The organism is Sporosarcina sp. Y1011, assembly GCF_057669885.1.
This window is the reverse complement of sequence record NZ_JBYHFP010000023.1, coordinates 20,317-32,009: the sequence shown is the minus strand read 5'-3', so window position 1 is coordinate 32,009 and position 11,693 is coordinate 20,317. Positions and strand designations below refer to the sequence as shown.

At 43.5% G+C, this 11,693-nt stretch carries 10 protein-coding genes and 1 other annotated feature; of the genes, 2 read left to right on the top strand and 8 right to left on the bottom strand.

Annotated features, from left to right (window positions below):
* Window positions 1-941 precede the first annotated feature (941 nt).
* A complete protein-coding gene (locus AC25Y5_RS17195; RefSeq protein ID WP_488141365.1) occupies window positions 942-1,916 on the bottom strand; it encodes a DUF4003 family protein in 975 nt (324 codons plus the stop codon).
* A 286-nt stretch (window positions 1,917-2,202) separates the two neighbouring features.
* On the opposite strand from AC25Y5_RS17195, the gene AC25Y5_RS17190 reads away from it, so the two are divergent.
* Window positions 2,203-3,033 carry an AAC(3) family N-acetyltransferase gene (locus tag AC25Y5_RS17190; protein WP_482102670.1) on the top strand — a complete coding sequence of 277 codons (831 nt, stop codon included), beginning with the start codon at window positions 2,203-2,205 and terminating at the stop codon, window positions 3,031-3,033.
* A 68-nt stretch (window positions 3,034-3,101) separates the two neighbouring features.
* Here AC25Y5_RS17190 and trpA read toward each other — a convergent pair whose 3' ends face one another.
* Genes trpA through trpE form a run of 6 tightly spaced genes read right to left on the bottom strand, consistent with a single transcriptional unit; the run spans window position 3,102 to window position 8,956 of the window.
* On the bottom strand, window positions 3,102-3,890 hold the full coding sequence (gene trpA / locus AC25Y5_RS17185) for a tryptophan synthase subunit alpha (RefSeq protein ID WP_488141364.1): 789 nt from the start codon (window positions 3,888-3,890) through the stop codon (window positions 3,102-3,104).
* Entirely contained in the window at window positions 3,883-5,097 is a 1,215-nt protein-coding gene (trpB, locus tag AC25Y5_RS17180) for a tryptophan synthase subunit beta (protein WP_488141363.1), read from the bottom strand. The genes trpA and trpB overlap by 8 nt, the downstream gene beginning before the upstream one ends.
* 14 nt (window positions 5,098-5,111) lie before the next feature.
* The gene (locus AC25Y5_RS17175) at window positions 5,112-5,714 is read right to left on the bottom strand and encodes a phosphoribosylanthranilate isomerase (RefSeq protein WP_488141362.1); all 603 of its coding nucleotides are present in this window, start codon (window positions 5,712-5,714) and stop codon (window positions 5,112-5,114) included.
* Window positions 5,711-6,499: an indole-3-glycerol phosphate synthase TrpC gene (gene trpC / locus AC25Y5_RS17170; protein ID WP_488141361.1), complete on the bottom strand. Its 789-nt coding sequence runs from the start codon at window positions 6,497-6,499 to the stop codon at window positions 5,711-5,713. Before trpC ends, AC25Y5_RS17175 begins: the two co-directional genes overlap by 4 nt.
* Window positions 6,496-7,527 carry an anthranilate phosphoribosyltransferase gene (trpD, locus tag AC25Y5_RS17165; protein WP_488141360.1) on the bottom strand — a complete coding sequence of 344 codons (1,032 nt, stop codon included), beginning with the start codon at window positions 7,525-7,527 and terminating at the stop codon, window positions 6,496-6,498. The genes trpC and trpD overlap by 4 nt, the downstream gene beginning before the upstream one ends.
* A 55-nt stretch (window positions 7,528-7,582) precedes the next feature.
* Window positions 7,583-8,956: an anthranilate synthase component I gene (trpE, locus tag AC25Y5_RS17160; RefSeq protein ID WP_488141359.1), complete on the bottom strand. Its 1,374-nt coding sequence runs from the start codon at window positions 8,954-8,956 to the stop codon at window positions 7,583-7,585.
* Between the two features lie 67 nt (window positions 8,957-9,023).
* Window positions 9,024-9,251: a binding site (T-box leader), on the bottom strand.
* Between the two features lie 941 nt (window positions 9,252-10,192).
* Here trpE and rluF point away from each other — a divergent pair.
* On the top strand, window positions 10,193-10,897 hold the full coding sequence (rluF, locus tag AC25Y5_RS17155; protein ID WP_488141358.1) for a 23S rRNA pseudouridine(2604) synthase RluF: 705 nt from the start codon (window positions 10,193-10,195) through the stop codon (window positions 10,895-10,897).
* 63 nt (window positions 10,898-10,960) lie between these two features.
* Here rluF and AC25Y5_RS17150 read toward each other — a convergent pair whose 3' ends face one another.
* A complete protein-coding gene (locus tag AC25Y5_RS17150) occupies window positions 10,961-11,686 on the bottom strand; it encodes an amino acid ABC transporter ATP-binding protein (RefSeq protein WP_488141357.1) in 726 nt (241 codons plus the stop codon).
* Between the last annotated feature and the right edge of the window lie 7 nt (window positions 11,687-11,693).

Below are 11,693 nucleotides of genomic sequence, written 5' to 3'. Positions count from 1 at the left end.
ATGAATAGTAAATTTTCTGATATTTAATCGCTTGCCCCAATATACTACAGAAAAATCTAGTTGACAATACTATTTTATTAGAATACTAAATACACGAAATATTTCATATGTGACAAACTTGTTACAAACGTCGCTATGAAAGCGTTTCCAAGTCCGAAGTACTTTTAAAGTTTTTTTGGGATTTATATTCTTTTTCTGTCTAAAATGCAAAAAGGATTCCATCCCTTTTGGGTGAAATCCTTTTACGGTAAACATATAGCGTTAGTAATTTTGCATGTCTGTTAATTAACCATTTGCTTGCCTAAAATGCTGGACAGTCGGGCTTGAAAACTAGAACTATCAATGGACTATTTCCGGCACGCTTTCAGTGAATTAATTACAACAGTTTCACGAGGGGTAAGTGTTGTGAATAATTACCTGCCACATTCCTACAATATTCAAGTGAATAATGCAGTTGTTCTGAAAAAAAAAGAATAGATGACTTTCTATAGAGATTGTAAGTGCTAGATGATGAAATTTCGGGCACATAAGCACATCTTACATTGTATTCTCAGCTTTAATCTATAAGTAAGTGACACTTACTTTAACTAAAAATAGACTCTCCAGCGCAGGTGCGACTTCGTGGTAACCGAAGCGATAAGACTGATGGAGGGATGCAGTTCAATCCCTCCATGCTCTTCTTTCCGGCTTAGCGCGGGAGGCATCCCAACAATCGACAATTCTCTCTAGCAGAACTCACTAGTTCATGCATAATTTATTCAGTTGAGAATAATATTTCACCAAGTAATTATTCAATTATCCCTAGTAGAGTACTATGTTTTTTATGTCGATTGCGGATAAATACTTATATATATACACTTTTTGCAATAATAATTTAATGTCTCAAATTCAAGTTCCTACTATATAAATAGTGATCTTCCATTATTCTAACCGTGACCAATTCAACTGTTTGTTGAATTGGACGCAGTAGATGCAACCATCGCCGCAATCGTAGCAGCCATCACTGCTTGCTGTGCCTGTATTATCAATTCGACAGATGTTGCAAGCCTAATACATGCTTCTTCTGCACTCTCAGTTAACTTATGCATACCATATCCAATAGCGATGGATAGTGCCATCTCTCGATTCCATTTGAACGGTTTTGATTCCTCTAATGTATGCGTCAGTTCGACGATATTCATCAATTCGGGATCATCCACCTCAAAGACTGTCAGGAAACCAATCATCGGATAATGAACCGGCCGCACTTTCGTATTCCGTTTAAAAAGTGAGAGTACTTCCGCAGCTCTGGCTACCAGTTTTGGATCGTATTCAATTTGTATGTATGTCATGACCTGGGATAGCCATTGCAGTTCATTCCCAGAACGGAAACCTTCCGTTTTCAAGGCATCATAATATACCCGCATTGACTTGGCGTGCTCAGTTGGATCAGCACCTCTTTTTCCTAGTAAGACCGCATACGCATAGTCGTCATCCGATGTTAGAAAGAAATGTTGTTTTTTTATAGCATCATAAAGTCGTTTTGCTTGGCGAGCTTCATTTTCATAAAGCTCGGGATTGTTCGTCAAAAGAAGTGCAGCCAGATAAGAATGGATCGTATTGCGAAAACCTAGGCCTTTTAAGGCTTGCTGTTTCGCAAATAACCGATCGGCTTCTTTATCGATATCTGCACCAGGCTGATCCAGAAATGCGGCCATCATCGGAAGGAGATTGCCACGCAGCGGTGATAGCCAGCCGGCTCTACTCTTAAGTGTATCCATCACACGGCTTAAACTTGCGGCATCAAATTCCCTCTCAGATGTAACGTAATACGATGTAATTGTCAGTACGACGTTTTTATCCACCGTCCAACCTGCCAACGACTTCACTTTTTCATATGTCGTTTCGACTTCTTCTCTAATCACAAACGCATCCATTAAACACATCTCCTTTTATATATGTACGCTTGTCCCTCCGAAAGGTTTCACAAAACTTGGCAAATCCATTACAAATTGCTATGCTTTTATCAATCACGCCTCGGTGTGATTGCGTCAAGATTTTGAATTGAGCTTGCTCAATTAACTCCCTTCAAAATCTTTGACATCCGCCGGAGGCTTTAACTTTATTCAGCATGGGTTTGGACTTCTGTAGCTGACGCTTCGCTTTCAGTACAAAAAGATTTGCTGAATGAAGTTTAAATATCTATAGAATCGGGTGGTATCAATGGCAGAGTTCGAAGCTATTCAACAAACACATTCATTCCAATCAAAAGAATCATTAAAAGTGCAACTCAACGCCTTAGGCATCATATCAGGTGATCACCTCATAGTCCACTCATCACTAAAATCGATGGGTTGGATTGCGGGAGGTGCACAAGCTGTGGTTGAGGCACTGATAGAAACTGTAACTCGTTCCGGTACGATTGTCATGCCCGCACAGTCAGGCGATAATTCCGATCCGTCTTACTGGATGCTGCCTCCTGTTCCTCAAGCCTGGCACGAGCCCATTCGTCAATCCATTCCCGCTTTCGACAAGCATCTAACACCTTTGCGTGAAATGGGGAAAATTGCAGACTGCTTACATCGTCATCCGGAAACTATCCGTAGCCCTCATCCCGCTCATTCGTTCATAGCATGGGGGAAAAACGCAATGGATTGGATGAGTGAACACCCGATTGGTGATTCATTCGGGATGAGTTCTCCCCTCGGCACTATGCTGGGCACAGATGTAAAAGTTGTCATGATTGGTGTAAGTTACGAATCTTGTACAGCTCTTCATCTGTCCGAGTATTTGGCTCCCGGCCTTACAGCTTTCCCGCAAGGCGCTGCCATCATTCAAAATGGAGAACGAATTTGGGCAACTTTCGATATGGCGGATGTCGATTCCGACCTTTTCCCTGAATTGGGTCGTGCATTTGAGGAGATGAATCCCGATGCCGTGCTAGACGGATATTTAGGGCAAGCCTCTTGCAAAATCATCCACATGAAACCACTCATCGATTTCGGGACTGAATGGGTAACAGATAGAAGAAAGTCCGGAGGGGTATGCGTATAAAAGAGCAAATTTTAATAGTCATAAATGCCCTTCTCTACGCAGTACTCCGCATTGAGAAGGGCATTTTTTCAGCTAAATATTTCTTTTTTCGACGCTTTCACCAACGCCTCCACTGCTGCAAAATCATTGCGATGCATTGCATCCACAATAGCGCTTCCGACAATAACGCCATCGGCCAATGCACCAATTGTTTGAACTTGTTCAGGTGTTGAAATACCGAAACCTGCAAGTACAGGTACTGGACTTACTGCTTTCAATTGTTCTATATGCATCGCAAGGTCTTCACTAAATCCATTGCGTACCCCTGTAGTTCCATTTATCGTCACTGCATAAACGAAACCTTCAGCAACCGCTGTTATTTTTTGAATGCGTTCAGGCGGACTCGTTAATGAAACGAGTGGAACGAGTGCAATTTCACAATCTGTCAGTTCTTGGCGCAACAACCCACTTTCCTCATAAGGTAAGTCAGGTACAATAAGTCCACTGATACCGCTATCCCTGCAATCCTTCGCAAATTGAGCAACGCCATAGCTTAAAACCGGGTTCAAATAAGTCATAAAAACGAGTGGAACGGTAACCTCATCTTTGAATGAAAGGAGTTCTTTCAATACCTTACGAAGCGTTACCCCTTTAGCAAGGGCACGTTTACCAGCTTCTTGTATGACGGGGCCATCTGCGACAGGATCTGAAAATGGAATACCAAGTTCAATTGCGGTCACGCCCGTTTCTTGTAGAAATAAAATAGTTTTCTTTAGTGTTTCAAGCCCGTCGTCGCCCGCCATGATATAGGGTACGAACGCTTTATCGCCGTGACTTATACAATCAGTAATCGCATTGGTTAAATCGTGCTTAGTCATTCAAGCCACCTCCTAAAACATCGCGTACCGTTTGGACGTCTTTATCGCCACGGCCTGAAAGACAAACGACAAGTATCTCTTCTTCGCTCATACTGCCCGCTAGCTCAACTGCGTATTGAACCGCATGTGCACTTTCAAGCGCCGGAATAATACCTTCCACTTTCGCCAATAGCTGTAACCCTTCCAGTGCACCCGCGTCTGTCACGGATGTGTAAGTTACGCGTCCAATATCGTGTAAATGGCTATGTTCCGGACCAACAGCTGGATAATCGAGACCCGCTGAAATGGAGTGCGCTTCCTGGATAATTCCATCATCGTCTTGCAACACATACATATATGCTCCGTGTAGCACGCCTTCTTTCCCATCCGCAATTGCAGCCGCGTGAAGTCCCGTTTCTATACCGCTTCCCGCCGCTTCAACTCCGTACAAAGCGACTTCTTCATCGTCAATAAACGGATGGAACATACCAATTGAATTGCTCCCACCACCGATGCACGCAACAATTGCATCCGGCAGTCGCCCTTCTTTCTCCACAATCTGTTGCCTTGTCTCTACTCCAATAACGCGCTGGAAATCACGAACAATTCTCGGGAAAGGATGTGGACCTAGAGCTGAACCTAAAATGTAATGCGTATCCTCTACGTTCGCTACCCAATAACGAAGCGCCTCGTTAACCGCATCTTTCAGTGTACCTGATCCTTGATCGACCGATACAACTGTTGCTCCAAGTAATTCCATGCGAAAGACATTTAACTCCTGCCTTCTGATATCTTCTTTTCCCATGAAAATAATACATTCTAGACCAAACAAAGCGCATACTGTCGCCGTGGCTACTCCGTGTTGACCTGCCCCAGTTTCTGCTACAATCTTCTTTTTACCCATGCGCATTGCGAGAATTGCCTGCCCAACTGAATTATTAATTTTATGTGCTCCTGTATGGTTTAAATCTTCTCGTTTGAGATAAATCTTCGCGCCGCCTGCCACTTTTGTGAGCCTCTCTGCAAAATAGAGCGGCGTCTCGCGTCCCACAAAGTCTTTTAAGTAATAATTTACTTCGTTGGCGAAAGCGGGATCTGCAACTGCTTCATCATAGGCTTTTTCCAACTCGATTAATGCTGTCATTAGTGTTTCGGGGACGAACTGCCCACCGAACCTGCCATACCGCCCCGCCTGTTCCGTTTGTGCTGTATCCAATTCTTTTACCATTGTTCATCTCTCCTCTATTTAACCGCTTTAATGAATGCGCGAATCAAGTCCTCATCTTTTCTGCCTGCACTTTCTACCCCGCTCGAAACGTCCACCATATATGGCTTCACCAATTCAATCGCTTGTGCAACATTATCTACGTTCAATCCACCAGCCAGTATAACTTTATCCTGCGGTACACCTACGTCTTTCATCAGTTGCCAGTCGAACGTTATTCCGCTGCCGCCTTTAAATTCAATGCCAGGTGCATCAAACAAAAAATAGTCCGTGTCATACTGTCTACTTTGCTTCACGTCTTCACTACTGTGGACTGCTAATACTTTAATAGAAGGAAGTCGAACCGAATCTATAAATTCAGTGTCTTCATTTCCATGAAATTGTACATAATCTAGCGGTACTTCCCTGTATGTTCGTTCAACTTCTTCTCGAGATGCATTGACGAACACGCCAATTTTCAATACCCCTGGCGGAATATCCTTTGCCAACTCTTGCGCTTTTGCGATTGTCACCTGACGTCTACTGGGTGCAAAGACAAAACCGATTGCATCTGCTCCAGCGTCGACCGCCGTCTTTACATGTTTCTGTTCCATTAATCCGCAAATCTTCACTTTTGTCATCTGACTACCTTTGGCAATGCAACTTGCAGTGACTGCAGAGCTACAGTGACTTCACCGCTACGCATAAGCGATTCACCAACGAGAACTGCACTTGCGCCAGTACCCGCAACGAATAGTGCATCTTCCGGTTCCCAAATTCCGCTTTCGCTGATTAAGACACGCTCTTCATCAAACGGAAAAACAGCTGCAATTTCTTCTGTTCTTTTGAGATCTACAGTAAACGTACGGAGATCTCGGTTATTAACGCCAATCAGTTTAGCATTTACCGCAAGCGCACGTTTCAACTCCGCTTCATCATGTACTTCTACCAGTACTTCCAAGCCAGATGCCAGCGCATAAGCATGGAAATTAGTAAGTTCTTCGTTAGTAAGGGCCGCAACAATTAGCAGGATAACAGATGCACCGGCATTTTTTGCACGGTCAATCTGCACAGGATCTACGATGAAATCCTTGCATAGCAAGGGAATAGGAACATTGTCCGCGACTGCCGTTAAGTCTTCAAACGAACCTTTGAAAAAGTGACTATCTGTCAAAACTGAAATGCATGCTGCACCTGCATTGTAATAGGCAATTGCTTGTGCAACGGGATCTGCACCTTCCGCGATAAGTCCTTTCGATGGAGAAGCTCGTTTCATCTCCGCCATAATCTGTAGATGCTCAGATTTATATAATTTATCGAATAACGAAGGTCGTGAAGGTCGCGCTTCTTGCACCACCTCTTGCTCTGCTAACATGCTAAGCACTTCACGCCTTTTCTCGAGTAGAATCGTGTCCAGAATTGTCATCTTGCCACCGCCTTTGCGCCTATTTTTTCGCTGAATGCTACAACAGCCTCTAGTTTCCCCAGTGCTTTTCCGGATAAAATACTATCCGTCGCTTGGTTAACCCCGTCTTGAATTGTCTCCGCTTGACCGTTTGCGAATAATCCGATGCCAGCGTTGAACACGACCGTATCGAAGTGGGGACCGCGTCGTCCATTGAATATCGCTCGAATCGTTGCTGCATTTTCCTTTGCATCCCCTCCGCGTATTGCGGAAATCGGTGCAGGGGTAAGACCCACATCCTCCGCTGTCAGTGAAAATGGAATAAGGTCGCCTTTATCGAGCAGTACAAACGTATTTTGTCCCGCAAGTGACGCTTCGTCCATGCCGCCCGCTCCCGATACAACGATGGACCGCTCTCTTCCCAGCATGCGCAAAACGGATGCATATTCCATCGTGAAGTCCGGTCTGTTAATGCCCGTGAACTGTGTTTTCAACGGGATTGGATTTGTCAGAGGCCCTACAAGATTGAAGATGGTCGGCTTGCCTATTTTTTGTCGAATTTCACCGATTCGTTTCATTTTCGGATGAACGTTTGGTGCATATAAGAACGTAATTCCTTCTTGTCGAAGCAATTCAATGGTCTCATCTATGCTAAATTTCGTATGAACGCCAAGTGCTTCCAATACATCAGAGCTTCCTGCCGCACTTGAAATTTTCCGATTGCCGTGTTTGGCGATTGAAACGCCTGCGCCCGCTAGTACAAAGGCAGATGCTGTACTGATATTGAAACTGTTTGAGCCATCTCCGCCAGTTCCGCAGTTATCCATAAATGTTTCCCGTGGAACATTTACTTGAAGCGCGAACGAACTCATGACCTCGGCAAGAGCCGCCAATTCATGTGCTGTTTCCTCTTTAAGTGACAATGCCACAAGGAAATCAATGACGCCCTGTGAATCCGTTTGCTCATTAAACATCAACTTCGAAGCCTCTAGCATTTCTTCGTACATCAAATGCTCGCCCATTTCTACTCTTTTAACAAAACTTCTCATCTCAATCTCTCCTCTACTCTGCTAAGCTCTTTCTCACACACAATTCACTAGTGATCTAGTTTACGACATCTAATAATGATTTGGCTTTATTGGCTGTTTCCATAAATTCAGTTGTCGGTTCTGATGCTTGCACAATTCCTGCGCCCGCCTGGACATATGCTTTTCCATCCTTGACCACCATCGTTCGAATCGTCAATGCAAAGTCCATATTTCCATTGAATCCAATGTAGCCGATTGCTCCACCGTAAATGCCTCGGTCCATTTTCTCCAATTCATCAATCAATTCCATCGCCCTTTTTTTCGGAGTACCCGTTACTGTACCCGCTGGAAGACAAGCCGTTAATGCATCCAGTGAATGAAGCACCGGCGACAATGTCCCTTCCGCTTCCGATACAATGTGCATGACATGTTCGTAACGGACGATTTCCTGATAACTTGTGACTTTAACAGAATCCGCTAGGCATACTTTCTCCAAATCATTCTTTCCAAGTTCGACAAGCATATCGTGTTCTGCAAGTTCTTTCGGATCCGCCAACAATTCTTTTTCAAGCGCCTTATCTTCTGCTTTATCTACACCGCGTCGACGTGTTCCGGCAATTGGATTTGTCGTTACTTTACCGTTTGCCACGCGAACCAAACTTTCCGGTGACGTCCCCACGACGACATGATCATCAAATTCCATGTAATACATATAAGGCGAAGGATTACGCTTTCTAAGCTTTCGATAAAGTGAAAACGGATCGCCATTGAAATCAGCTACTAATCGTCTTGACAGTACAACTTGTTCCACTTCGCCCGCTTCGATATACCCTTTTGCATCGCGTACCATATCTTCAAACTGTTGCTGCGTTACGCTACAGTTATAGTCGGATATTGAAAAGGTAGACTCTTCCTTTTCAGGACCCTTCAACATACTGTTCGCCAGTGCGTCCAAATCGGGAGCACTTTGTTCCGGATTAATTTCCGTATGCAACAATGTCACTTCATTCGATACATGGTCGAAGATGATAATGGTTTCGTAAATATTGAAATTGACGTCTGGGAATCCCATATCGTCATGAGCGCGCGTCGCACTATCGGAACCTGCCCCATAACCAACGTAGCCAACCGCACCACCCGTGAAAGGAAAATCAATATCATCCGTAATTCTCGGCATCAATCGTTTCAACAGAACAAACAAATCACCCTCGTGCACATATTTCTTACCCGTCTTGTAAACGTGCTCGTTCAGCTTGCCATCTCTTCCGCTATAAGACTTCAGCGGATCCATCCCTAGAAAAGAATAGCGCCCGGACCCCTCGTGCTTCGAAGAGCTTTCCAGTAAAAATTTCCGCTGCCCCTGCATTCTTCTGAAAATGGATATCGGCGTTAACGAATCCCCATTTAACGTTTTCATTGTTGTCCTTAAACTCGTCTGTTCTCTACTCATCTCTACTCATCTCTCCTCTTTTTTGAAAATAAAAAAGTCCCCTGCAAAAGGACAGATTAGTCCGATTGCAGAGGACGGAATTTACCGCGTTGCCACCTCTAATTGAAGTATTTCTACTTCCACTTAGCGTGTCTAATAGACACATCCCGTAACGTGGGATCTCACGTCCTAGTTGAAAAAGCGATTCAACTAGGCTCTCATAAGTCCATTCACACCGGCCGCGAATCAGTTTTCACCACCCACTGACTCTCTATAATCACGTACCCGTGCTACTCTTCTTATTCATCAATTTCTCAGCTATTCTCGTCTCGTCTGTCGTGGGCGGCACCGCTATCGGAACCTTCTGCCCGTCTCTTAAATAAAATGTTAATGCAATCGTATTATGGATTCACCTAATTGTCAACCTTTTCAGTAAAGTAATATATTTTATCAAGTCTGTTGATTAACCACCAACTTGCATAAACCGCTGACAATAAAGGATTGAAAATCGCCATTTTCACAGTAATATTTCCGGCCCGCTTTCGGCGATTTAATCACGACATTTTTACCGTGGGGGCAGGTGTGACAATAAGTGACTTCGTCACTTATTGTCACACTCTTTTCGGATATCTTGTTGTGATTAATCGCCTGTCGCGTTCCTACAATATTCAAGTGAAAAATGCAGTTGTTTTGAAAGAAAAGAATAGATGACATTTTATAAAGAGAGTAAGTGCCCGAAGATGCAATTTCGGGCACTCTTGCACATTGTACATAGTATTCTCTGGTTATCTTTAGCAAAGAATATGTGATGCTCTATAAAAAAGTGACACTTCCTTAAAATTAGAAATAGAGAAACTATAGAAGAGGGCTTGAGCGGCCAAAATTGTATCTTTGGCCGCTTCTCTCCATGTTAGAAGCGGGCTATTCTATCGTCCGGAAAAGCTTTAGTACTTCTTGTAGCAGTGTCTTTGGAGAGCGAAGGATGAACAACCACCATACGATTACCGAAAGTATAAGTAGGGATGCGACAAAGTCGCATCCCTACTTATGAAGACATCTCGATAATGGTATAGAAGTTGTTCAATCCAAAGCAATCCAATAGCAACTATACAAGTAGTGCCCAGTGTGTAATCTTATTTACTGGTTATTTTTGTTGATCGACTGACGTGCTATTTTTTTTATTCACGATATGGTTCATTTAGTTGTTTGATTCCCAATGCTGTATACTAGTTTTAATAAACAAAGCAGGTGATTCCAATGAGAATTAATAAATATTTGAGCGAAGCGGGAATCGTTTCCCGACGAGGCGCAGATAAATGGATAGAAGATGGACGTATCACAATCAACGGGCAACTCGCCGAACTTGGCAGTAAAGTCTCAGATGGCGACGAAGTCCGGGCAGACGGAAAAATTGTGAAGACGGAACAACAGCTCGTCTATCTTGCGCTCAACAAACCCATCGGCATTACAAGTACCACAGAACGTCATATTAAAGGAAATGTTGTCGATTTCGTCAATCATCCACTCCGTGTTTTCCATATCGGACGGCTCGATAAAGATTCAGATGGACTTCTCCTTTTGACTAATGACGGTGATATCGTCAATGAAATCTTGCGTGAAGAGAATGGCCATGAAAAAGAATATATCGTCACTGTGGATCTACCGATTACGAAAGACTTCATTCACCAGATGCAGTCAGGCGTTGCCATTTTAGATACGGTTACTAAACCGTGTAAAGTGAAGCAACTGGGTCCGCGTAAATTCAACATGACTTTAACGCAAGGAATGAATCGCCAAATCCGCCGTATGTGTTCCGCACTTGGATACAATGTACGCAAGTTACAGCGGACACGCATTATGAACATTCACCTTGGTGACTTGCCGAATGGACATTGGCGTGACTTGACTGAGGACGAACTGTCAGAAATGTTTAAGATGCTGAACTACGAACCGAAAAGATAACGTGAAAAAAAGCTGTTCACCGCCTGATATACCTAGGCGAGGGACAGCTTTTTCTCTACAACTTTAAACGTCAACCATTTCTAAAAACTGGCGTGTCCGTTCGTTGGTGGAATGGTTGAAAAAGGTATCTGGATCAGCATTTTCAATGATACAACCTTCATCTAGCATAATAATGCGGTCTGCCACTTCCTTGGCAAACTTCATTTCATGAGTGACTACGACCATTGTCATCCCTTCGTTTGCCAAGTCTTTCATTACTTGAAGAACCTCTCCTACGAGTTCAGGGTCAAGTGCTGAAGTCGGTTCGTCAAACAAAAGTGCTTTGGGTTCCATTGCAAGTGCTCGTGCAATAGCTACACGTTGCTTTTGACCGCCTGACAATTTGCTTGGATAGACGTCTGCTTTATCCAACAATCCAACTTTTTTTAATATGATACGGGCCTTTTTTTCTGCCTGTTCCTTCTTCATCTTTTTAACAATGATTGGTGCCTCCGTAATGTTTTCAAGCACTGTTTTATGTGGAAAGAGATTAAAATGCTGGAATACCATTCCTATTTCAGCACGCACGTTTGATAAATCATCTTTCTTTAGATTGACGTGACGCCCATCAATTGCAATTTCACCTTCGTTGGGTATTTCAAGAAAGTTCAAACAGCGAAGCAACGTACTTTTACCAGAGCCGCTGACTCCAATAAGTACGACCACTTCCCCGGCTTCCACTTCAAGGTCAATTCCTTTCAGCACTTCAAGATTGCCAAATGACTTGTGGAGGTTTTTCGTGTTAATCATTTAATGT

Bases quoted from the DNA above. Each gene is read 5' to 3' on its own strand.
- trpC (WP_488141361.1), bottom strand. From the start codon at position 6,499: ATGACAATTCTGGACACGATTCTACTCGAGAAAAGGCGTGAAGTGCTT.
- trpB (WP_488141363.1), bottom strand. From the start codon at position 5,097: ATGGTAAAAGAATTGGATACAGCACAAACGGAACAGGCGGGGCGGTAT.
- AC25Y5_RS17175 (WP_488141362.1), bottom strand. From the start codon at position 5,714: ATGACAAAAGTGAAGATTTGCGGATTAATGGAACAGAAACATGTAAAG.
- trpA (WP_488141364.1), bottom strand. From the start codon at position 3,890: ATGACTAAGCACGATTTAACCAATGCGATTACTGATTGTATAAGTCAC.
- AC25Y5_RS17195 (WP_488141365.1), bottom strand. From the start codon at position 1,916: ATGGATGCGTTTGTGATTAGAGAAGAAGTCGAAACGACATATGAAAAA.
- trpD (WP_488141360.1), bottom strand. From the start codon at position 7,527: ATGAGAAGTTTTGTTAAAAGAGTAGAAATGGGCGAGCATTTGATGTAC.
- AC25Y5_RS17190 (WP_482102670.1), top strand. From the start codon at position 2,203: ATGGCAGAGTTCGAAGCTATTCAACAAACACATTCATTCCAATCAAAA.
- rluF (WP_488141358.1), top strand. From the start codon at position 10,193: ATGAGAATTAATAAATATTTGAGCGAAGCGGGAATCGTTTCCCGACGA.
- AC25Y5_RS17150 (WP_488141357.1), bottom strand. From the start codon at position 11,686: ATGATTAACACGAAAAACCTCCACAAGTCATTTGGCAATCTTGAAGTG.
- trpE (WP_488141359.1), bottom strand. From the start codon at position 8,956: ATGAGTAGAGAACAGACGAGTTTAAGGACAACAATGAAAACGTTAAAT.